The organism is Caldisphaera lagunensis DSM 15908 (genome assembly GCF_000317795.1).
Classification (GTDB): Archaea; Thermoproteota; Thermoprotei_A; order Sulfolobales; family Acidilobaceae; genus Caldisphaera; species Caldisphaera lagunensis.
The window spans coordinates 1120769-1142479 of record NC_019791.1; the positions used below are offsets into that span (position 1 = coordinate 1120769).

The 21711-nt window shown below is 29.7% G+C and carries 26 protein-coding genes; 17 read left to right on the top strand and 9 right to left on the bottom strand.

From position 1 onward, the window contains the following. Positions 1-1488 carry a sodium:solute symporter family protein gene (locus CALAG_RS05415; protein WP_048816784.1) on the bottom strand — a complete coding sequence of 496 codons (1488 nt, stop codon included), beginning with the start codon at positions 1486-1488 and terminating at the stop codon, positions 1-3. 5 nt (positions 1489-1493) lie between these two features. Beyond that, positions 1494-1712 (bottom strand): DUF3311 domain-containing protein, encoded by a 219-nt coding sequence (locus CALAG_RS05420; RefSeq protein ID WP_015232730.1) that lies wholly within the window; start codon positions 1710-1712, stop codon positions 1494-1496. Positions 1713-2189: 477 nt separating this feature from the next. Here CALAG_RS05420 and CALAG_RS05425 point away from each other — a divergent pair, with 477 nt between their 5' ends. After that, a complete protein-coding gene (locus CALAG_RS05425; protein ID WP_015232731.1) occupies positions 2190-2405 on the top strand; it encodes a DUF2283 domain-containing protein in 216 nt (71 codons plus the stop codon). Here the strand turns inward: CALAG_RS05425 and CALAG_RS05430 are convergent. Genes CALAG_RS05430 through glyS form a run of 3 tightly spaced genes read right to left on the bottom strand, consistent with a single transcriptional unit; the run spans position 2402 to position 4988 of the window. Beyond that, positions 2402-2836: a hypothetical protein gene (locus CALAG_RS05430; RefSeq protein WP_048816785.1), complete on the bottom strand. Its 435-nt coding sequence runs from the start codon at positions 2834-2836 to the stop codon at positions 2402-2404. The two genes, CALAG_RS05425 and CALAG_RS05430, sit on opposite strands and share 4 nt — an antisense overlap. Before the next feature lie 11 nt (positions 2837-2847). Continuing rightward, positions 2848-3228, bottom strand: coding sequence for a hypothetical protein (locus CALAG_RS05435; protein ID WP_015232733.1), 381 nt, complete (start codon positions 3226-3228; stop codon positions 2848-2850). A 5-nt stretch (positions 3229-3233) separates the two neighbouring features. Beyond that, a complete protein-coding gene (gene glyS / locus CALAG_RS05440) occupies positions 3234-4988 on the bottom strand; it encodes a glycine--tRNA ligase (protein ID WP_015232734.1) in 1755 nt (584 codons plus the stop codon). 70 nt (positions 4989-5058) lie between these two features. Here glyS and speB point away from each other — a divergent pair, with 70 nt between their 5' ends. After that, positions 5059-5985, top strand: a complete 927-nt coding sequence (speB, locus tag CALAG_RS05445) for an agmatinase (protein WP_425393256.1) — start codon at positions 5059-5061, stop codon at positions 5983-5985. Here speB and CALAG_RS05450 read toward each other — a convergent pair whose 3' ends face one another. Then, positions 5986-6231, bottom strand: a complete 246-nt coding sequence (locus CALAG_RS05450; protein ID WP_015232736.1) for a TFIIB-type zinc ribbon-containing protein — start codon at positions 6229-6231, stop codon at positions 5986-5988. It lies immediately after the preceding gene. Between the two features lie 92 nt (positions 6232-6323). On the opposite strand from CALAG_RS05450, the gene yciH reads away from it, so the two are divergent. The 8 genes from yciH to CALAG_RS05490 all read left to right on the top strand — a co-directional run bounded on the left by yciH (position 6324) and on the right by CALAG_RS05490 (position 13016). Next, positions 6324-6629: a stress response translation initiation inhibitor YciH gene (yciH, locus tag CALAG_RS05455; RefSeq protein ID WP_015232737.1), complete on the top strand. Its 306-nt coding sequence runs from the start codon at positions 6324-6326 to the stop codon at positions 6627-6629. A 53-nt stretch (positions 6630-6682) separates the two neighbouring features. Beyond that, complete coding sequence (cobT, locus tag CALAG_RS05460) at positions 6683-7714, top strand: nicotinate mononucleotide-dependent phosphoribosyltransferase CobT (protein ID WP_281086587.1); 1032 nt, start codon at positions 6683-6685, stop codon at positions 7712-7714. Next, positions 7707-8777, top strand: coding sequence for an adenosylcobinamide amidohydrolase (locus CALAG_RS05465; RefSeq protein ID WP_015232739.1), 1071 nt, complete (start codon positions 7707-7709; stop codon positions 8775-8777). Before cobT ends, CALAG_RS05465 begins: the two co-directional genes overlap by 8 nt. Beyond that, on the top strand, positions 8778-9311 hold the full coding sequence (locus tag CALAG_RS05470; protein WP_015232740.1) for a GTP--adenosylcobinamide-phosphate guanylyltransferase: 534 nt from the start codon (positions 8778-8780) through the stop codon (positions 9309-9311). After that, positions 9304-10341, top strand: coding sequence for a pyridoxal phosphate-dependent aminotransferase (locus CALAG_RS05475; protein ID WP_015232741.1), 1038 nt, complete (start codon positions 9304-9306; stop codon positions 10339-10341). Before CALAG_RS05470 ends, CALAG_RS05475 begins: the two co-directional genes overlap by 8 nt. Next, complete coding sequence (locus CALAG_RS05480; RefSeq protein ID WP_015232742.1) at positions 10325-11056, top strand: adenosylcobinamide-GDP ribazoletransferase; 732 nt, start codon at positions 10325-10327, stop codon at positions 11054-11056. Before CALAG_RS05475 ends, CALAG_RS05480 begins: the two co-directional genes overlap by 17 nt. A gap of 1 nt (position 11057) precedes the next feature. Further along, on the top strand, positions 11058-12008 hold the full coding sequence (locus CALAG_RS05485; protein ID WP_015232743.1) for a cobalamin biosynthesis protein: 951 nt from the start codon (positions 11058-11060) through the stop codon (positions 12006-12008). 111 nt (positions 12009-12119) lie between these two features. Further along, positions 12120-13016, top strand: a complete 897-nt coding sequence (locus tag CALAG_RS05490; RefSeq protein WP_048816787.1) for an asparagine synthase C-terminal domain-containing protein — start codon at positions 12120-12122, stop codon at positions 13014-13016. Here the strand turns inward: CALAG_RS05490 and CALAG_RS05495 are convergent. Beyond that, positions 13013-13708, bottom strand: a complete 696-nt coding sequence (locus CALAG_RS05495) for a DUF72 domain-containing protein (protein ID WP_015232745.1) — start codon at positions 13706-13708, stop codon at positions 13013-13015. The genes CALAG_RS05490 and CALAG_RS05495 overlap by 4 nt on opposite strands. A gap of 224 nt (positions 13709-13932) precedes the next feature. On the opposite strand from CALAG_RS05495, the gene CALAG_RS05500 reads away from it, so the two are divergent. Continuing rightward, positions 13933-14577, top strand: coding sequence for a DUF2250 domain-containing protein (locus tag CALAG_RS05500; protein ID WP_015232746.1), 645 nt, complete (start codon positions 13933-13935; stop codon positions 14575-14577). Positions 14578-14725: 148 nt separating this feature from the next. Continuing rightward, positions 14726-15379: a phosphatase PAP2 family protein gene (locus CALAG_RS05505; protein WP_048816788.1), complete on the top strand. Its 654-nt coding sequence runs from the start codon at positions 14726-14728 to the stop codon at positions 15377-15379. A gap of 1 nt (position 15380) precedes the next feature. On the opposite strand, the gene CALAG_RS05510 is transcribed toward CALAG_RS05505, so the two are convergent. After that, entirely contained in the window at positions 15381-17117 is a 1737-nt protein-coding gene (locus tag CALAG_RS05510; RefSeq protein WP_245529224.1) for an APC family permease, read from the bottom strand. Between the two features lie 259 nt (positions 17118-17376). Between CALAG_RS05510 and CALAG_RS05515 the strand changes: the two genes are divergently transcribed. After that, a complete protein-coding gene (locus tag CALAG_RS05515; protein ID WP_015232749.1) occupies positions 17377-18576 on the top strand; it encodes an acyl-CoA dehydrogenase family protein in 1200 nt (399 codons plus the stop codon). Here CALAG_RS05515 and CALAG_RS05520 read toward each other — a convergent pair. Then, on the bottom strand, positions 18573-19340 hold the full coding sequence (locus CALAG_RS05520; RefSeq protein ID WP_015232750.1) for a DUF2192 domain-containing protein: 768 nt from the start codon (positions 19338-19340) through the stop codon (positions 18573-18575). The genes CALAG_RS05515 and CALAG_RS05520 overlap by 4 nt on opposite strands. 161 nt (positions 19341-19501) lie before the next feature. On the opposite strand from CALAG_RS05520, the gene CALAG_RS05525 reads away from it, so the two are divergent. The 4 genes from CALAG_RS05525 to CALAG_RS05540 are packed head-to-tail and all read left to right on the top strand — an operon-like array spanning position 19502 to position 21703. Beyond that, positions 19502-19705, top strand: coding sequence for a hypothetical protein (locus tag CALAG_RS05525; protein ID WP_015232751.1), 204 nt, complete (start codon positions 19502-19504; stop codon positions 19703-19705). Then, positions 19696-20283, top strand: a complete 588-nt coding sequence (locus CALAG_RS05530; RefSeq protein ID WP_015232752.1) for a stage II sporulation protein M — start codon at positions 19696-19698, stop codon at positions 20281-20283. Before CALAG_RS05525 ends, CALAG_RS05530 begins: the two co-directional genes overlap by 10 nt. A 15-nt stretch (positions 20284-20298) precedes the next feature. Then, positions 20299-21030, top strand: a complete 732-nt coding sequence (locus CALAG_RS05535; protein WP_015232753.1) for a hypothetical protein — start codon at positions 20299-20301, stop codon at positions 21028-21030. Beyond that, on the top strand, positions 21005-21703 hold the full coding sequence (locus CALAG_RS05540) for a 3,4-dihydroxy-2-butanone-4-phosphate synthase (protein ID WP_015232754.1): 699 nt from the start codon (positions 21005-21007) through the stop codon (positions 21701-21703). The genes CALAG_RS05535 and CALAG_RS05540 overlap by 26 nt, the downstream gene beginning before the upstream one ends. The last annotated feature ends 8 nt before the right edge of the window (positions 21704-21711 follow it).

Consider the following 21711-nt stretch of genomic DNA (forward strand, 5'->3'; position numbering starts at 1 on the left):
TTATTTTTTAATTGCAAATTTTATTAGAGTGCCAATTAATACTATTGCTAAGTTAATTCCTAAACCAATTATTCCTATGTATATTGGATGTCCCAATATTAAATACGTTGAAGAAGATAATGTCTTAAAGTGATTTGCCAATAAAACTAAATATATGGATGAGATCAGTGAAACAAACCATCCAACTATTAAAGAATATTTATCCAATTTATTTGTTAGCAAACCTATAAACACTGCTGGTAATGTTGTTAATATTATTATTCCCCCTAATAGCTGCAGTTGTATAGCATATGTCAATGGAGTCAAAAACACAAATGCTAATGCTATAAATTTGAATACAACTGAAGCCCACTTAGATATTTCAGTTTCTCCTTTAGGTGTTAAATCTTTCTTAAATGGCTTTATTATATTTCTAGTTAATAAATTAGCCTGGGCAATAGCCATAATTGCGGCAGGAACAAGACCTCCAACGAAAATACCCAACAAAATTATTGCTGCAAACCAATCTGGGAAAGCTGTTACCGCAATCGCTGGAACTGATGCTAAACCCGATAAGACCTTAGTTATGTTTAGCGCTGCTGGATCTGAATAAACTAGAATACCCATTAATGCAAGTATAGCTAAGCCTATTCCATATAATGGCAGTAAAGCAGTGCTTAACCTCAATTTAGATGCTGATTCTGCGCTTAAAGATCCATTTACTGCGTGCGGATAAAGATATAATGCCAATGCACTTCCAATAAATAAACTTACAAATGCCGATGCAAACAGAGGCTTTAAAGTTTCTAGACCTGTTGCGAACGTATGAATTTTTGCAGCATCAGCGAAAGCAGCTCCAAATCCTCCATACTTCAATGGGACAACAACTATTAAAGCAATTATAGAAATCCATATGAGAACATCTTTAAATACAGCTCCTAAGGTTGCCCCCCTTAAACCGCTTGTATAAACAAATGCAGCCAATATAATAAATGATATAATCAATGCCCACTCTGACGCCAACTTACCTCCAGAATAGCCTAATAGCATAACGCTAAGGACCGCTCTCATACCATCTATTTGCAATGCTATATAAGGTAATTCAGCAACTATTCCAGTTAATGCAATAAGTATAGCTAATGTTTTGCTATTAAATACATCACCTGCAAAGTCAGCAGCAGTTATATAACCCTTTTGTCTCGATTTTTCCCATAAAATTGGCATGAATAACATTGCAATAGCAAAAGTTATAGCAACATATGGAACTGCAAAGAAACCAACAGCGCCGCTTGCGTATACTAAAGATGGAACTGCAACAAAAGTATATGCAGTATATAAATCTGCTCCAACCAAAAACCACACCAAAATTACTCCTAATTTTCTACCAGCTAATGCCCATTCATGGAGTTGGCTTAAATCTCCTCTTCTCCACCTTGATCCAAAAAATCCTAGAAAAACAAATACTGCAAATAATACCCAAAAGACTATCCAGCCAACTAAGCCAAACATAAATTTCACCTTTTTCTATCCCATATATATGCAGCTATTGCAAATAGTATACCTGATAATGCTAGCCAGAGTGTTTGATACCAATAAAAAAAGCTAAGTCCTCCTAATGTGGGTTCTACTTTATTATACGTTGGATATAACAAGTAAACCAAAAATGGTATTATTAATAGAATAGCAATAATAATTATTTCACCACTACTTAATCTCTTATTCCCTTCCTTCAAAATGGTCACCTAACTGCATAAAAAGATATACAATACAGTATAAAAATTTTTCGAATATTATATTTACAACAAAAGAAAAAACCTCCTTTGAGCTGGGAAAAAGTTGCTAAAGCGAACTACCCCGCCTTACAGAGGTAGCATACCCCATATCTCGATGAGAATTTCCTGATTTTTAGAGCCACATCGATATTCATCTACGCATATAGAGGAAACTCTATCAAACGGATTCTTTTGTTATGCCCCATGTGGAAGTGAGGTTAAAGAAGATTTGCCCTCCACAAGCTTGAAGTCCTCCATCCCGGGGATATGGCCCGCTCTTTCGACCAAGGCTAACTTTTCATAGTTTTTACACAAATAAAAATTTCTATAAAAATCCATCCCTCGCAGAAAAGGACTTTCATTCCTTAACTCCATAAAATTAAAAGTATGCATAATCCATTTAAAATTTTCTCATACATAGATTATGGGGATAGAAAAATGGAAAGAGTTGAAAAAGTGAAGAATCTGATAGTTGAAGATCCAGAAAACATTTGGATGGAATACGATAAAGTTGGAGATACACTATATATAGGTTTTAGTAAAGATGAAGAAGAAGAGACAATTATGCTAGAAAACGATATGATTATTAATATAAAAGATAATAGGCTTATATCATTATTAATTCCTAACTTTAAAGAAAAAACTAACATCTAAAGAATAAATTTGAAGTTTTCATTCCCTTTTATTCTCATGATTAGGGATCTTAAGTTAACTAAGTCTTCTTTTGTATCTATTTCATTTGAGATACTCTTTAAAAACTCCTCTTCCTTTCTTGAGCCCGCCTCTAAATAGTAAGCTATTAATAATTCCACATCATCACTTTTTTTATTATCACAACACTCAATAAAGTCTGAGTATTTATCAACCTCGCTGGAAATCACATTCCTTATTTCTCTAAGCCTATTTATTATTTCATTGAGTTCATTTAAAGTTTCCTCTTTCTTATCTGATAAATAAGAATTATGTGCAACATTACCATTGTTAATTAATGAGATCTGTTCTTGCATTAATTGTGCAATTCTTTCTGAATTTTGTTCCAAAATAATAGAATATGTTTCGCAGCTATCTTCACATTTTTTCCTCAAAAATTTCACCGCTATTCTTGAAAGGCCCTAATAGTCACAATACTATTATCAGCTACACCTTTTTCTTTCATTTCATCTGGATTAACAAATACCTTGGTTTCTTCTTGAATAGATTCATCTATTTGCGAATCAAATACTAGTTTCTTTTTGCTTGCAATAACCATCTCAAGCTTTTTCTGAATCCCTAATTCCGAAGCTAATTTCTTGGATAACTTTACATTCCCTTTATCAACGCCTTCATCATAAGATATTCTTAATCTTCTCTCAACTATCTTTTTTCCTTTTTCTTTAAGAGAAGACGCTGGTGGTATTATAGATAAAGCCTTACTTAGATCTGCCTTTTCAGGCCTTACATCTTTACTAACTTTTTTACTATCATTTTCTTCACTCATACCCATCAACCTTTTGTTTCTACTTCTTTCCCTAGTTCTCTTAGGTCAGCGGAATTATAAATGAATTTCTTTAAAACATTTGCTGTTTCTGAAATGCTTACCCTAACCTGTTTCCAAGTATCCCTATCCCTCATAGTTACTGTATTATCTTCTAGTGTTTGATAATCTATCGTAAATGCAACAGGTATACCTATTTCATCGGCCCTTGCATATCTTTTTCCTATACTACCATTATCATCATATAAAACATTAAAGCCTTCTGAGGCAAGATATGAATAGAGTTGCTTAGATTTATTTATTAATTTCTCATCATCTTCTATTAATGGTAAAACTACTGCATCTACAGGAGATAAATATCTAGGAAATGATAATACTATCCTTCCATCAACCTCTCTATACGCATATTCTAGCAACACATAAAGAAGCCTATCTGTACCAAATGATGGTTCAATAACATGAGGAATAAACTTTCTGCCAGCAACTTTTTCCTCTTTTTCAATTATTATCAAGGCTTCCTTAGGAACATCTATGCCATCTATGTTAATTTTTCCTTTTTCATTTATTTCCCTTATAACATAATCAGGATCTAATTCTTCAACCTTCTTCATAAATTCAAAGGCTTTTGACTTAAAATTCTTTCCCGCGTATGCCTTATCTAATAAAACCTTCTTTACCTTCATAACTACAGGTTCTTCATAAGCTTCAAACACCTCTATGTCAGCATTACTATATTTTTTATGTCTTGATAAATCATAGTCTCCCCTATAAGCATATCCTGCTACTTCTATCCAACCCCATCTTGATGTCTTAACCATATGATCAAATGTCTGACTTGAATAATGAGCCCTTTCTTTGGGTCCCTTCTCTAAGAAATACATATTTGTTTCTGGAACTCCTATTTTTAAAAGCAGGAGCTTTCCAATAACCATCCAATATGCCATGCAAGGGTTAATAACAAAGTTCCTTTCTATTGCTTCCTTTACTGTTACAGTTATGAAACCTTTTTTATTTTCTTTGTATGTATAAGGTAATATATTAAGGGTTTCGTTATAATATTTTTCAACATTTGGACACTCATTTTTATTAGGATTAAAGAAATATTCCATTTCCATTATTGTAAAATCCCTTAACCTTATCATACCTTGCCTTGGACTGATCTCATTTCTCCCAACTTTACCTACTTGAGCAATTCCTATAGGTAACTTATTTCTTAAAGATTCATGAATTCTTTTAAATGCAACAAATATTCCTTGAGCAAGCTCAGGCCTAATGTAACCTACGTTACCTTCATAAGGTCCTATTTGTGTTTTAAATAATAAGTTGAATGTTTTAACTTCACCTAATTCCCCATTACAAACTGGACATCTTAATCCTTTTTCCTTTATTATATTATTAAGTTCATTTATACCAATTCCTTCGGCATCCATATTTAATTTCTCTTCTATTAAATGATCAGCTCTAAAAATTCTACCACAACTATTACATCTAACTATCGGATCTGTAAAATTCTCTACATGACCGCTAGCTTCATAAACAATTGATGGGCCTATAATTGGTGTTTCAACCTCAACAACAGTATCTTGATTACCTTTAATAAAGAGTTCCCTCCATAACTCTATTATTTTTCTTTTTAAAACAGTACCATATGGCCCTATATCATAGAATCCTGCCTGACCTCCATAAATTTCATATGATGGCCAGAAGAAACCTCTCCTCTTTGCTATATCTATTATTTTATCATAAATGTTTTCATCTGGCAAAATTCTCAACCCTTCTTTTCTCCTTTATATAGGTCAAAACTTTTATTTATATAGATTTATTTACTGTGAGGTGAGGAAATTGAGTTTGAAAGATATATACTTAACAAAATCATCAAAAAATTATGCTGGATTAGAAAATAATAAGAACTCAAGGTATGAAATAATAGGTGTTCCCTTTGACTCTTCTACATCATACAAACCAGGAACAAGATTTGGTCCTGATGCAATAAGACAGGCTGCATCTGGATTAGAATCAAATAGCTATTTTTCAGATATTTACCTTGAGGATATAGGCATAATTGATGAAGGAGATGTAGGCATTGTAATAGGTGATATAAATGAAACCTTAAACAGGATAACTGGGGTCATAAGTGATGTAATTCAAGAAAACAAAATTCCAATAATGATTGGAGGAGAACATACAATAACCTATGGATCAATGAGAGCATTTAAAAAGCAAGGTATTACTCCTTGTTTGATTGTAATTGATGCACATTATGATTTAAGAGATGAATATCTTGGGTTAAAGAATGGACATGCGTCGGTAATGAGAAGATCTTTAGAATTATTGGGAGGAACGAAAATTAATTATATAGGTGTTAGGGCATACTCTAAAGAAGAAAAAAATTATGCTCTATCTAAAAATAACATAAATACAATTAAACCTTCTGATATTTATAAAGTTGGTTTAATAAATGCAATAAATTCAGTAAAGAAATTCTTAGTTGATTGCAAACACATTTATTTATCTATTGATATGGATGGATTTGATCCCTCTTATGCACCAGGAGTTGGAAATCCTGAGCCTGGAGGAATAACTAATATAGAAGGACTTACTATTATAAACCAAATAGTCGATGAAAGGCTTGTCGGTGCAGATGTTGTTGAAGTATCACCACCTTATGATCAAGGCGGAATAACATCTTCGCTAGCTGCAAAGCTAATAAATGAAATAATTATGAAGAATTATATATCATTAAGCAAGAAAAATTCTTAATTAAATTGCATCAACCCTTCTGGGCTTAACAAGAGTTGGAGGAGCTCTTAATTTAATAAATATTCTATAACCACATCTTGGACATTGCATGCTGCGGTATTGATCAAGTTCCGATTTGCTTATCTTATAACCACAATTTAAGCACATATAATAAACTTCTCTTTCTTTTATACCATATAAAGGTCCTGAGTATTCTTCTTCATTTTCTTCTCTTATTGGTTCTCCGATGCCTTCGTCTTCTGACACCTTGTGCACCTATAAGTTATCTGTAAGATAAGGTTTATATTCCTAGATTAACCTTATAAAAACTAGATACCGTGAGGTGCTTCATAAAACCCATGTCGAAAGAAGTTGATTGTGGAGGTCTTCCGCCGGATATATGCGAGCAACTTGCAACTGAAGAACAGATAATAAAAATAAGGCTTGAAACAAGAAGGTTTGGCAAACAGGTAACAGTTATTGAAGGAATTGATGAAAAACAAGTTAATTACAAAGATTTGGCATCTAAACTTAAGAGCGAATTAGCAGCTGGAGGAACTTATAAAGATGGAAGAATAGAATTACAAGGAGATCATAGAAAAAAAGTAAAAGATATATTAATAAAAATGGGTTTTCAGCCAGATAACATTATGATAATTGAATAAAATTTTATAAAATATCTCCGTTTATTTTAAATATAAATATTGCTGGTTACCCTATCCAGTTTCGAGCAAAAATGAAAGCAGTTGCAATATATGTAGGAGGATCAACAAAAACTTCAACCATAGAAGGTATAAGTATAGCAGGATCTAATAGCCAAGATACACTATATACACCAACCCTTGATTTAGAATATGTAATTAATGGAATCCCTATAACGAAAAAAGAAATCCCAGTTACACCAAATGGATTACCGACACCTGCTGTAATAACCAGGTCCATTTTAAAGAAATTAAATATACAATACTTTGTTGTTGATTCTGGTTTATATTATAAGCTAAAGGTTCCTCATATAAAAATACCAAGTTCTATTCCTGGAGAAAACATCTATTCTTCTAATGCATTCCCCTATGGAACTGCAAAAAATATATTTGAGGAATCAAAACTATTGGGGGAAATAATATCTTCAAAGCAGGACATTGTTTTGATAGGAGAAAGTATTCCAGGAGGAACAACTACAGCTGCTGCAATAATGGAAGCCTTAGGATATAATGCATTGAAATTTATTAGTAGTGCATCACCAAAGAACCCAAGGGATTTAAAGGAAAAAGTTATTAGTAATGCATTAAAAAGAATAGATCCTAATGATAATGTTTTTTCTATTATAGATAAAGTTGGAGATCCAGTCCACATCTCAATGGCTGGAATTGCCGCTGGCTCATTGAAAAATTCATCAAAAATTTTATTAGCAGGAGGTACACAGATGGGGGCAGTTGTTTCAATATTATCTAAACTAAACTATTTAGATAATAGAATAAAAATTGCAACAACAAGTTGGATAGCAAAAGATAAAGAATCAAACATTTTTAAACTTATTGAACAAATTGATAAAAGAATTGAAATTATTGTATCGGATATTAATTTTTCAGATGCAAAGTATGAAGGACTTAAATTATATGAAGAAGGTTACGTGAAAGAAGGTGTTGGTGCAGGGGGAACAATGATATTATCCAAATACCTTGGATTGAGTGTTTACGAAATTAAAAATAGTATTTATGAAGAATATGAGAGGCTGAGATCTCTTGGTTAACATAAAAATAATTGACAACAATTTAATCTTAGAATTTGATAAAGAAATGAATATATTAACAACGGTTCATATAAATGCTATTACAAAGAGCAAACATATTTTAATTAATCACGTCGAAAAAGACTTTAAAACAAATGATATTGAAGGATTTAAAAAAGAAGTTTTAAAAAAACTAGGCCTTAGCTTAAATACACCTGTTTTTTTAACAGCAGTGGATATAAAAAACTATAAAATTAAAGAAAATGAATTTGGTGGGGCTTTAATAACAGCTGGATTCGAAGTCCCTAATTGCATATATCAAAAAGATCTCTTCAATGGAATGTGTGGAGGTACAATAAACATAATATCATGGGTTAACATAAAATTAACCCTTAACGGCTTACTTGATCTTTTTAGAACAATAACTGAAACCAAATGTCTTGCATCTAGTGATTTATTGTTAAGATGCGAATCAAGGGCATCTGGAACATCAAGCGATGGAATAGGAGTTGCTGCAGAAATATCTAATGATGGATTTATGTTTAGTGGGCTTGCAACATATCATGGAAATGCTATAGCTAAGTTAATTTATGAAACACTAGTTTCTTTCAACAATGAACAAACCCTATTAAAAAGATCACTTGGTATATCACTAGAAGAATTAGTTGAACAAGCTATGATAATATATAAAAAAGCGCCAGTACCAAACGTAGACGAAAAAACTGTTTATAATATGATATATAGCGAATTAAATAATGAGCTTAAGGATCCCAACGTATGGTCCTACATAATTGCAGCAAGAGAATTGGATTTAAGGGGGGTAAGCAATACATTTCCATATTTAAATAAAGAAGAGTTTGAAAGAGATTCAAAAAGAATCATAGCTGATGAAGCTCTTGCCTCATCTCTAAGCATTTATTTATCAGGTTTTAAGGGGCTAACTTCAACATATTGGGTTGATACAATCAAAGATAAGGAAAATCTAAAGTTCTCTCATTTACCTATGTTTGAAGATGATATAGTATCTGCATTAATTGGCTCTACCCTCTCAAGAATTTATGATAAATTATTAGGTGCAAAATAAATGGTTTTTGATGCTGATATAGCAATAATCATGGCAGGAGGAAAAGGGAAGAGATTTGGGTCAAGTTTTAAACCTTTTATTGAAATTTGTGGAAAGCCTATGATATTTAATATAATAGATAAAACTAAGAAATTGTTTAAATTCAATATAATAGCAATATCTGAAAATGTAGAAAATTTTTTATATATTTTAAAAAATAAATACAAAGATCTATTGTTAATTTATACAACAGGAATTGATTATTCGATAGACTTAAAAATAGTATTAGATATGATAAAGAAAAGGCCAATTATAGTTTTTCCCTCAGATATACCATTTATTAAAGAGAACACAATTGAAGAGATCATATTATTATCAAGAGGAATGAATGAAGATTTAATAACAATATTAAATAAACAAGGAGAACCTGTAGGCATTTCAATTATTAAGGGGAATGATTTAAATAGATGGACAAATTTAAAGTTAAACGAAGATTTGATTAATATAAACACAAAAGATGATTTAAATAATGCAAAGGTGATATGCAATGATTAAGAGAAATCATGGTGGTACATCAAACAAAAACGTTATTGATTTTAGTTCACCCACAAATCCATATGGACCTCCAGCTATTTCTGATGACATATTAAAAAATTGTATAAAAAATAAGGTCTACAAATATTACCCTTCATATAAAAAATTAAATAAAGCTTTATCTGATTACTGGGGAATTGATGAAGATAATATAATACCAGTTAATGGAAGCGATGAGGCCCTAACTCTAATACCATTAGCCCTAAAGTTGAAAAAATTAATAATTATTGAACCTAATTTTGGAGATTTTGATTTAATGTCAAAAAACTTAAGAATTAGACTAATAAGACCTTTAATAAAACTTGATCTTGAAGAACTATATATAGATATAGATGAAATAGTTAAAATAGCTAATAAAAATAATTCTCCAGTTTTATTTTCAAGGCCTAACAATCCTACAGGTTATTGTATGAAAGAAAAAGATTTAGAATATTTATCATCAAACATAAATAACTTACTTATTGTAGATGAAGCATTTGTTGAAATATCAAGCTGCAACAAAATTAAGCCAAACGAAAACATTATAATCGTGAGAAGCCAAACGAAAACATTTTCAACCCCTGGATTAAGACTTGGAGAAGTTATTTCATTAAATAAAAATATTTTAAATAAAATAGAGTCTTCATTGCAAGCATGGCCTATTGATTCCGTAACAAATTGTTTTTATATAAAATTATTTAAAGAAAAGGAATTCATCAAGGAATATTTAACATTATCAAACAATTTAATATTTAAAGAAAAGGAATTCATCATGAGTAATCTAGATTTAACAAAATTTAAAAGTAATACATCATTTATTCTTATAAGGCATGAAAAAATACCAAATCCATTATTCAAAAAGAAACTGATTAAGAGAGGGATACTTATTAGGGATGCATCGACATTTTTTGGGCTAGATAAATCGTATTCTAGAATTTCAATTAAAACACATGATGAAAATCTGATTTTATTAAATTCAATAAAAGGTGTGTTAAATGAAAAGAGCTATTAAAGGATTTTTAAGTCTTTTATCATTTTTAACAACAATACCAACAAATCAAAATAATATTAAAGAGGCATCTGAATATTTTTATTTATCACCATTAATAGGTCTTATAGAAGGGATAATTATTGGTTTAATCTTCTTTCTTCTCAGATTTAATTTTATAATAAATGGTTCAATATTATTAGCATCTCATTTATTGTTAACTGGAGGACTTAATTTAGATGGTTTTTCAGATTATTCTGATGTAATTGGTTCACGAAAAATTGGAGAAGAAGCGGAAAAAATATTAAAAGATCCTAGAAAAGGAAGCTTTGCAATTATTTTTACATCACTAATAATTATAATAAGGTTTGCATCTTTTTCAAATATCAAAAATATTTTTTCAATAGTATTATCATATGTTACCGGAATAGAATCTGGTTACCTCATTTCATATTTTTCTAATGCCCCCAAATACCAAGGTTTAGGTAGCATGTTTATTGAAAGTTCTAAAAATAAGAAAAAACTTTTGTATAATTTAATAATATACTTAATCATTATAATTATTTTGCTTTTTGTTTCCAAAACAAAATATTATTTAATAAGCATCTTCTCATTATTATTAGTTCCTATTATTGTATTTGATTCAAATAAAAGGCTTGGCTATGCAAATGGAGATGTAATAGGATTTACTATTGAGATTATTGAAACAGCTTCTTTATTAATTTCGGTGATAATATAGAATGATTTATTTGCCCAAATTCTTATATCCAAATCCATTATATATCATTGCATCATTAATATTGGCCTTAATATTAGATATAGTATATCCTTATCACAAAGGAGTTTTCTACAAGATACATCCAGTTCATACATCATATATTTTATCACAAAAACTCTATAAACCATATTCATCGAAACTTAGAGGTTTTTTCATATGGATTATAACTATTGGAACACATTTATTAATTTATTTATTATTATTATATTTATTATATAGGATAAATTTCATACTTTGGATTATAGCCTCTTCATATATAATAAAAACATCATTATCTTTTAAACTTTTATATGATATAGTTAAAAAAGTAAAGGAATCTTTATATAATAACGATATTGAAAAGGCAAGAAATATTGTAAGCGGCTTGGTAAGAAGGGATACAAGCAATTTGGATGAATATCATATTTCATCCGCTTCCATAGAATCTTTATCTGAAAGCTTTGTTGATGGGATTTTATCACCATTATTTTGGTTAATAATTTTTGGTCCTATAGGTTCGCTAATGCAAAGATTAATCAACACTTTAGATGGGTCCTTAGGTTTTAAAGATGAATTACACAAAGATGTTGGATTTGTAAGCGCCTTAGCAGATACAATAATAAACTATATTCCAGCAAGAATATCTGTTATCATATTTGCCCTTTCATCTGTTTTAATAGGAAACGATTTAAGATCTCTTTTTTCATGTTGGAAAAAATATAAAAATAAAACTGAAAGCAAAAATGCAGGCCATCCAATGTCATCTTTTGCAGGTGCTTTAAAAATAAGTTTAGAAAAAATTAATAGTTATAGACTTTGCGATTATGATTTACCAAAAAAAGAAAATATAAATAATGCATTAAAATTAATATTGGTTTCATATATTATAACATTAATTCTAACAATAGCTATAATTTATTTAATAAAACTTTAAAAATTAAGAGAATAAAAATTAAAACAGTGAAAATATATGTGTATTGAATATGCAGAAAAATTATCTAAAATTATATATGAAAATTCACGAAAAAATAATTGTGATTGCATCTTGTTTAGTGGAGGAATTGACACAACATTTATCTTAATGTCCTTAATAAATGAGAAGCCTAAAACAATTTCAGTAGTGTTCAATGAATCTAAAGATAAGGAATATATAGATTATGTTAAAAATAAATTAAATATAGAGAATTATGAAATTATTATAAAAAATGAACAAGAAATAGGCGATTGTTTAAATAATGTTTTATATTCTTTAAAAGTTATTGATCCTATAGAAATAATTTCAGGTGTTTCAGTATGCTTAGGTCTTAAAAAGGCAAAGGAACTTAAATGCAATTGCATTATAACTGGTGATGGAGGAGATGAACTCTATTTTGGCTACGATTTCTTATTAAATAGAAATGAAAGCTATTTAAATAACTGGCTAAAAAATGTGTTGAATAATGCATTTTTCAATTCCATTCCAATATCTAATTATATGGGAATCAAGGCTATATTACCATTATATAGCAATGAATCTAAAGAACTTTCTTTAAGTATTCCGACAAAATGTAAAATTAACGAAATTAATGGCAAAATCTATGGAAAATATTTTATGAGGCTATGGCTTATGAGGAAAGGATTAGAATTCGTTGCTTTAAGAAATAAAACACCAATAACTATTGGTACAGGATCTGAAATTTTGTTGCAAAGTTGGAAAAATAAAGTTAAAAAAGAAGAAATCCAAGAATATAAAAACAAATATAGAATAAACTTCCCTTCATTATCTCATTTCTACTTATTTAAAAAAGGTCTTGAATTAGGAATTTTTAATGATGAATTGGAAAATAAATCAAATAAGAACCCTTGTCCTATATGTGGTCATGAAATGAAAGGAAATCATTGTAAATTTTGCGGTACATATATTGATGAAAAAGGACAAATTTCTTATTATAAAGACTTTTAAGATTTTTTCATTAAGTTCATCAAATATTGACCATTACTTAGCATCCATAGATCATTATTGAAATAAACGTAAACTTCTTTTGGATTTAAATTAATTATTGTTTTAGCTATATAGTTTAATTCCTCTTCACTGTATTCATAATAATACCATTTAGTTTTTCCATGCATTCTTAAATAAATTATATCATTTGTTTTAGCTATATACTCTATTATTGGCGAGCTTACACTAACAAAAGTTGTTTCTAATCTATTAAAAAGATCTATTGTGTCTTCATTAAACCATGTCTTATGCCTAAACTCTATTGCTAATCTTCTTCCCAAATTAGCTTCTTTTATAAAACTAAGTAACCTATCTAAATTTTCATCGTTTTTATTAAAGGATGGAGGTAATTGAATTAAGTAAAATGAGGTTATATTGTCCATAACGCTAAAAGCATCCAAAAACTTCTTAAAAACCTCTATTGCATCTTTATTCAATCTATGAGTGTGGGAAACTGACTTATGAACCTTAATTGCCCACCTTAATGAGGATCCCTTTTCAGACCATGATTTAATTTGATTTTTATATGGAAACCTATAAAATGAAGCATTTAATTCTACTGTATTAAAACCTGATTCTTTTATATACCAATCAAGTGATCTTCCCTTATTCCAAGAATACATCCATCCCGAAGTGCCTACAAATATTTCCATTGTTCCACAATTAAAGATATGTTTTGAAAAATATTTAAAGATATAAAGGTTAATCCAAAAGAGCAAGATCTTTAATGTATTCTTTTAATATATAAAGAATGATGTATATTATAAAAACTAAAATTCATTATTAATTTAAAGTATTTTCATAAACGTTTAAAAAATATTTATCTTCTTTTATTTTAATATAGACTAACAAAATAAGTAAGAAGAGATGAAACTTAATGGAAGAAAAAGGAAGTGAAGAAAAGATTATAAAAGAAACATTGCAAAGGATTTATGAAATTTCTCCCTTAGATCTTTACATATTATTTCACTTAAAAAAAGCAAATGTTGACTATGGTAGGTCCATCGCCTCCATTTTAGGAATATCAATAGATATAATTACTGATGAACTAGATAAACTTGAGAAAATGGGGTTGATTGAAAGACATCAAGGTAGTGCAATAAAAAGGAGCGAGGCTAAATTTAAGCTAGCAGAAGAAGTAAGAAAGCATCATACATATTATAAATTAACTAGGGAAACATGTTTATCCATTAGAAAACTAATAAAAAATTATGAAGGTCTTAATGAATATTTTAAAAAAATAACAAACTATGATAATACACTAAAGCTTTTAATATTTTTAAGAAAGGCTGAAAATGAACATGCTGGAACTATTGTAAAAGTATTTGGATTAGATATGGATAAAACAATAAACATATTGGAAAAATTGGAAAATCTTGGATTAGTAATTCCTGTTAAAGAAAAAATAATAAAAGCCAAACATAGAAAGGCTAAACCTAAGGAAGAAACTAGAACACACCATATATATTATAGAATTACTAGGCTAACTGAAATGATTTTAAGATATTCTGAAATATCTTGATGATCTATTCAAATTAAAATTTTAATCATATTAATTATATTATAACTTTCATTATTTGATGCAAATTTATATAATACCAAATAAAAATAACTATTGAGGTAATCTGTAAACTCCCTAGACCTTACGGAGGAGGCCTTTGGTGATAAAAATGAAAAATTCCCAAAAACTTATCATAGCAACTTTAATATTAATTGTTATGATCATTTTAGAAGAACTTAAGGCATTTAATGGTATAAATACATATTTTTTATCCCATATTAATTTAAAGAATAATTTGTTGATAAAATTTATTACAGATACAGCAAGCCTTGAGGCATTCATAGTATATATGGTAATTTTGTATTTTGGGCAGGCAATATTAAGGAAAAATGTTACAAAAAACGTTGTTAGCTTTATTATTGCAATTATAATTTCTATGATAGCTACATTATTAATTAAAGCATTTACTATGATACCTAGACCATATGAAATACAGCCCCATTGGTCTTTATTAAAATCGTTAATTAATGCTGATTATTTCTCATTCCCATCAGGTCACACTGTTAGAGTATCGGTTTTAGCGTTTTATATAACATATATATTTGACACAACTAAGAAAGGCAAATTAAAATATTTATCATGGATTTACGCATTAATTATAATGTATACTAGACTTGCCTTGCAAGTCCATTTCTTCAGCGACCTATTAGCAGGTGTAGTAGTTGGAATTTGGTCTTCTTTACTAGTCATTTATTTTGAAAATGTTTGGAGAAAAATTTATGATTTTATATTCAAAAAAATAAAAATATTAAATATAAATTAGATCATTCTTCAGGCAATCCTTTTTCAATAACATCCTTTAAATCATTTGTTAAATATGCTGTTTTAACACCTATGAAATAGACGACAAGGCTTGTAACTACAAATACTACATAATCATATGGATAAGGTATTATAGGTGATATTCCTAATGAACCGTAATACGATATTACGCCAGACAATATATTAAATATTATCAACCACCAAGTTGCTTTAACGCTTCTGTGATGACTCTTTAAATATAAATATGCTATTGAAGCTATTTGCAAGAGAGATAATAATGCCCAATAAACTGGGAAGTTTGCTAATGGCCCCCATGAATAAACATTACCAGCAACAATAAATGCGAGGAATAACCATAATAATATTGAAAATATGCTCACCTCTTTTAAAGGTAAGTTCAATTTATTTCTATATGGTCCAAATAAGACTAATGGTAAACCTGCTACAACGGCTATAACTGTTGTATTAATTAAGCTATAACCAGACCAATAAACAAGCATTGCAGCTGCTACAAAACCTAATGGAAAAGTTATAAACCATACAGGAGCTTTATAGGGTCTTTTAAGATTTGGTGCAAGATTCTTTAATGCATGATTTGTTATACCAACAGTTAAATAATTATAGACTGTTAAAAGAGAACTTAGGCTAACAACATAATACCAGCTTGGAATAGGCAACAAAAATGCTATTGCTAAAACAAATGTTATTAAAATTGCTATCCATGGAGTTCTGAATTTTTTGTGAACCTTAGATAAAAATTCTGGTATATAACCGACTCTTGACATACCAAATATATTTCTAGCTGATGAGCCAGTATATACTGCTAATGTCCCGGCTGGAGAAATTGCAGCGTCTATTAACAAAATTATTGCCCAAATAGCTAGCAGAGGAACTCCGGATGCAACTAATTCACTATAAAATGGGTGCGATTCCCATGCATTATATAATCCTGTCCAATTACCTGGAGTAATGCCTGCTGCGCTCCAATTGATACCTCCTGTAAATGCAACTTGCAATAATACATACATTATTATAACAACAACTATTGCCAATATAGTTCCTAATGGTACATCTCTTTGTGGATTTTTGGCTTCACCGGCATATTCCAACCCTTGTCTAAAGCCCTCATACGCAAATACTATTCCTGAAGGAATCATACCAGCAAATATTGCAGCAGTTCCATATGGAGCAAAACCACCTGTTAATGAAACAAAATTAGATGGATGGAAATATAACGATATTAAGAGAATTATGGTAATTAGTGGTATTAATATTTTCCATGCAGTTATAAATCTGTTAAACCATCCAAATACATTAATACCAACTAGTTGTATAATTGTAAATAATAAAATTAATCCTGCAGCAATTAATACCCCTAATGGCGTTAAAAGACCATTCGCTCCAACTAAACCTGAAATATATGAACTTGCATATGTTACTATTGCAATAGCCTCAACGGATACAGTTGTAACTGCACCCAAAAAGTAAGCCCATGCTAACAGATAGTTGCTAAATATTCCATGCGTATAGTGATTATATCTTGCTAACGATCCAGAAAATGGGAAAATTCCTCCTAGTTCTGCAAAGCCAAACACCATAAAAATGAAAAATACACCGGCAATGATCCATGTTAAAATAGAAGCAGGTCCTGCATAATAATCTCCAGCTACTACAGAAAAAAGCCATGCAGAACCTATCATGCCGGTTATTGATAACATAAATATATCAGTTAATGTCAAGAATTTCCTCAATTTAGGCCGAGAACTCTCATCACTATCCCGCATCTAAACAATTCACCTTTCTCTTAATTTTAGTAGGGATTATTTAAACTTTTCTAATCATTGATAATTAATTATTTTTATAAAAATATGATAAAAATATGATAAAAATATGATAAAAATATTAATAGGCTCAATGATAAAGAGTAATGAATATATAAAAATAAGTAAATATTATACCTCCTCAATTTCTAAACTATATGGAGTGTAGGTGGTGGGCATGGTATTTCCATTCAAAAGCATTGAAGACTTCAAAATAGATATAAATAATGAACATGAATTATTTAGGAAATCTGTTAGAGAATTCCTAGAAAAGAATGTTGAACCTAGATGGAAAGAAATAGAGGATACTAATCAAATTCCGCCTGAAATATTTAAAGCTATGGGAGAACAAGGCTTCTTTGGCATTGGTATTCCTGAAGAATATGGAGGACAAGGTGGAGGCCAATTAATGACAACAATTATGATGGAAGAAATAGCAAGAATCGTGCCTAGCCTTGCAGTTGCAGTTGGAGTAAACCATCTATTTGGTGTACCAATATTAAAATTTGGTAGCGAAGAATTAAAGAAAAAATACATAATGCCTATTGCTAGAGGAGAAGCTCAAGGAGCCCATGCAAATACAGAACCAAGCGGGGGTAGCGATGTTGCTGGTATACAATCTAGAGCAGAAAAGCAAAATGACCATTATGTAATAAATGGAAGAAAGGTTTTCATAAGCGGTGCTGAAAAAGCCGATTACTTCATTGTTTCTGCTAGAACAAATCCACAACAGCAAAATAAGAGATGGTGGGGTATTACAGTATTTGTTGTTGAGAAAAACTGGCCAGGTGTAAAATTAGGGCAGCATTTTAAAGTAATAGGCATGAGAGGAGAACAACCATATGAAGTTATTTTTGATAACGTTAAGGTCCCACAAGAAAATGTTGTTGGTAAGGTTGATGAAGGATTCAAAGTTATAGTATCGACATATGATTATACAAGAATAGGTATTGCAGCACAAGCAGTTGGTATAGCTCAAGCAACTTTTGAAAAGGCATTAAATTATTCTTTACAGAGAGAACTTTTCGGACAGCAAATAATTAATTTCGAGATGATAGATGAAAAGATAGCTGAAATGTACATGAAATTAGAGGCTGCAAGGTTATTAACTTATTGGGCAGCAAGCCTAGCAGATGCTAATAGAAGCGAGTTCATAATAGCAGCAAGCCTAGCAAAGTCTTTTGCATCAGAAGCTGCTGAATGGATATCTAGACAAGCTGTTCAAATACATGGAGGTTATGGAGTAGATCAAGAAATGGGATTAGAAAGATATCTAAGAGATTCAGTTATAACAACCATATATGAAGGAACTAATGAAATACAAAGATTAACTATAGCAAGGGAGTTGGTAAGACAGGCTTTTGGATTAAAGATTTAATTACTTTTATTTTCATTTTTATTTAATTTTTTTGATTTATTATAGGGAAATATTTGCCTTATTACTTTTTTCGGTATGTTAAATGAGCCAGATGCAACCTTCATTATGTAATTATCTCTAGGCATATTCTTTTTATCAATATTCAATTCTATGGCTAATGCCTGCCTTAAAGCTTCTTTCATTATTCTATTTCTTACAGTTCCATCATCTATTGCCTTAGAAATTTTAAATGCGGCATAAAATTTCATATATTTATTGACTTCATTCTCTTGATTTGGAAATAATTTCTTTAGAGAATCCGCAAGCTTTACTACAGATCTTTGATCTATAAACCCAAAATATTCTTTTGTTACACCAAGTCTCATAATTTTCGCAATTGTATTCCCATTAATCCCTCCAATTATAGCCAATATTTTATCTTTTCCTCCATCGAGATTATCTGATAGCAAAATTTCATTTATTTGATCCATCTTAATTTCTTGGGCAAAAACTAAATCAAATAATTCAGGATACTGTATTTCTAGACCCATTCCATATTTTCCTAATACGTATAAACTTGTCATTTCTTTATCATATAAATCTTTGGGATCTGTAGCTCCTTTTATTGGAGAAATTTTTTCTTTGTTATATTCGTTCTTTAACCTTTCTATCACGTATTCTCTTGTTACCTTTTTGGGATTACTTTCCCATATAGTTATTAAATCATTCCATAAATCCATTAATATTGATTTCCTTTTCTTTAAATCCTTACCTTCTTTCTCCATGAATTACACCTTACCATTTTAATTTGTTTATATATTTGGGTTTGAGTTTCTCCTCAACAAAATATATGTTAGTATAAGAATTTAAAAAATACACTTGTTAGCTCTACTTTAATTCAAATAAAAATATAAATTTTTTCTTTGAAATTTATTTTAGGGGTATTATGATTAAAAGCCAAAAAATAAAATTTATAGAACTTAAAGAAAATTATAAATTATTAAATTGTAAAAATGAAGAGTGTCTAGAGTATTGTAAAGAAAATAAAGAAATAATTATAATAATGCCGGCTTCCAAAATGTGGATAATTGGAGATAGGCTGCCAAAAGATTGTATTATAATAGGTGAAGGTGATAAAATATGGGTATAATAGATGATGCAGTGGATTTGATGATAAACGAAAAAAGCCTTAGAAGAACTTGGATTACATTAATTGCACTATTTGGAATTGTAGGTATCATAATAATCTTATCATACAACGCTATTATGCAATCCTTTGTTGGTCAATATTTACAAAGTCAAGAATCGGGTATTAGACAAATCGCACAAAGCTTTGGATTAGGAAACAGCTATTATCTATTGCCATTTATTATTTTTGGAAATAATGTAAAAACTGCCATAATAACATGGGTATCTTCTCTTACAATTGTTATACCTATATTAATTGTTGCAGTAAACGGTGGCTTAGTAGGTTTTGTTTTGCCAGGAGCTTATCCTAATCCTCCTCTTGTATTATTCTATCTGCTGGTTCCTCATGGAGTAATAGAAATACCTTCTGTAACACTAGTTTCATCAGTTTTCATACTTTTGATTTCTAAAGGACCAGTAAAAATGTATAAGAATTCTATAGGTCTCTTACTTATATCTGCTATAATGTTGGCTGTTGCTGCATTTATTGAATCATTTTTAACAAGAACGATAGCTGAAATCGTTGCATCAATGCTATAATAAGTTGAGGTAAAAATGAAGATCTTATTTTTTATATTAATATTAATTATGATTTCTCTACCAATATATAATTTGGAAAGCATTCCTATTTTATTAAATAATCCCTCTTCATCAATAGAAATAAAAAATAACAGCATCTCAAGTTTTAATAATGGTATATATTCGATATATTATAATAACATTTATGAGGGAAGCCTTGTTTTAAATGGAGCCTATAAAATACTTATTTATAACATTAATACAAACTTATTAATTATATTTTTAAAAAATATAAACATAAAAATAAAAAACTTAACATTTTATAATTCTACGCCATATCTATTGTTAAATACAAATGATTCTAACTTAAAAATATTAAATATATCAATTGGCAAATATGGCATTTTAAATATACCGGGAATTAATGAAACATATAACATAAATGGTTCCATTCTAGAAATTAATTTAAACAATTTAATAGGAAAAACGATTTCATTTTCCAAGAGCTCATGGCTAATATATCAATTTTCAGATAATTCATCTCTTGATGTTGTCTTTGGGATTATCACAACTAATAAGACGATTATAACAAATCCAGAAAATTTAAGCAATGTTACTATATTAAATAGCTCAAATATATTTTCAGAAAATAAAGAAGATTATAACAAATTCTATATGATAATATATTATAGCTTGTTTTTACTATCACTTTTGACGCTAGTGCTAGCGTTGGTGACATCAAATGCAAAGTGGGAAAGACATAGATAAGGCTATTGAGAGCTGGAAGAATGGTTATCCAATATTACTATATGATTCTTCAAATAGAGAAAGTGAAATAGATATGGTCTACCACGCATCTAAAGTAACTCCTGAATCAATATATAAATTAAGAAATGAAGCGGGAGGATTAATTTGTTTTGCAACATCTTGGAATATAGCTAAGGAACTTGGATTAATATGGGGTGATGAATTAATAGCTAAAATCCCAAATTTAAAACCCCTAACAGAAAAATTACTTTTCTATAAAGATAGACCAGCATTCACAATATGGGTAAACCATGTAAATGTAAGAACGGGCATAAGCGATAATGATAGGGCATTAACCATAAGAGAACTCTATAAAACAATCAAATTATTTGTTGAAGACAAAAGAAATGAAGCCATTAAAAAATTTGTAGAGGAGTTTCAGGCTCCAGGTCATGTTCCATTACTAGCTGCAAGAAATTTAAAAGAAAGAAAGGGACATACTGAGTTGAGCATCTATTTATCTTTATTAGCTAAGATGGAACCTGCAACAACATTTGCAGAAATGCTAGATTTTGGAGTTTCATTAAGCTTGGAAAAAGCTGAGAAATATGCTAAAAAAATGGGGTATGTTTTAATAAGCGGTAAGGAGGTGTTAGAAGCCTGTGAAGGAGAAAAAATGTGTTGGGATTATTGATACAACAT

Bases quoted from the DNA above. Each gene is read 5' to 3' on its own strand.
- CALAG_RS05435 (WP_015232733.1), bottom strand. From the start codon at position 3,228: ATGAGTGAAGAAAATGATAGTAAAAAAGTTAGTAAAGATGTAAGGCCT.
- CALAG_RS05525 (WP_015232751.1), top strand. From the start codon at position 19,502: ATGATTAAAAGCCAAAAAATAAAATTTATAGAACTTAAAGAAAATTAT.
- CALAG_RS05520 (WP_015232750.1), bottom strand. From the start codon at position 19,340: ATGGAGAAAGAAGGTAAGGATTTAAAGAAAAGGAAATCAATATTAATG.
- CALAG_RS05540 (WP_015232754.1), top strand. From the start codon at position 21,005: ATGCAAAGTGGGAAAGACATAGATAAGGCTATTGAGAGCTGGAAGAAT.
- CALAG_RS05470 (WP_015232740.1), top strand. From the start codon at position 8,778: ATGGTTTTTGATGCTGATATAGCAATAATCATGGCAGGAGGAAAAGGG.
- CALAG_RS05475 (WP_015232741.1), top strand. From the start codon at position 9,304: ATGATTAAGAGAAATCATGGTGGTACATCAAACAAAAACGTTATTGAT.
- CALAG_RS05500 (WP_015232746.1), top strand. From the start codon at position 13,933: ATGGAAGAAAAAGGAAGTGAAGAAAAGATTATAAAAGAAACATTGCAA.
- CALAG_RS05480 (WP_015232742.1), top strand. From the start codon at position 10,325: ATGAAAAGAGCTATTAAAGGATTTTTAAGTCTTTTATCATTTTTAACA.
- CALAG_RS05515 (WP_015232749.1), top strand. From the start codon at position 17,377: ATGGTATTTCCATTCAAAAGCATTGAAGACTTCAAAATAGATATAAAT.
- CALAG_RS05415 (WP_048816784.1), bottom strand. From the start codon at position 1,488: ATGTTTGGCTTAGTTGGCTGGATAGTCTTTTGGGTATTATTTGCAGTA.
- CALAG_RS05505 (WP_048816788.1), top strand. From the start codon at position 14,726: ATGAAAAATTCCCAAAAACTTATCATAGCAACTTTAATATTAATTGTT.
- CALAG_RS05485 (WP_015232743.1), top strand. From the start codon at position 11,058: ATGATTTATTTGCCCAAATTCTTATATCCAAATCCATTATATATCATT.
- CALAG_RS05425 (WP_015232731.1), top strand. From the start codon at position 2,190: ATGGAAAGAGTTGAAAAAGTGAAGAATCTGATAGTTGAAGATCCAGAA.
- CALAG_RS05495 (WP_015232745.1), bottom strand. From the start codon at position 13,708: ATGGAAATATTTGTAGGCACTTCGGGATGGATGTATTCTTGGAATAAG.
- CALAG_RS05535 (WP_015232753.1), top strand. From the start codon at position 20,299: ATGAAGATCTTATTTTTTATATTAATATTAATTATGATTTCTCTACCA.
- CALAG_RS05530 (WP_015232752.1), top strand. From the start codon at position 19,696: ATGGGTATAATAGATGATGCAGTGGATTTGATGATAAACGAAAAAAGC.
- yciH (WP_015232737.1), top strand. From the start codon at position 6,324: ATGTCGAAAGAAGTTGATTGTGGAGGTCTTCCGCCGGATATATGCGAG.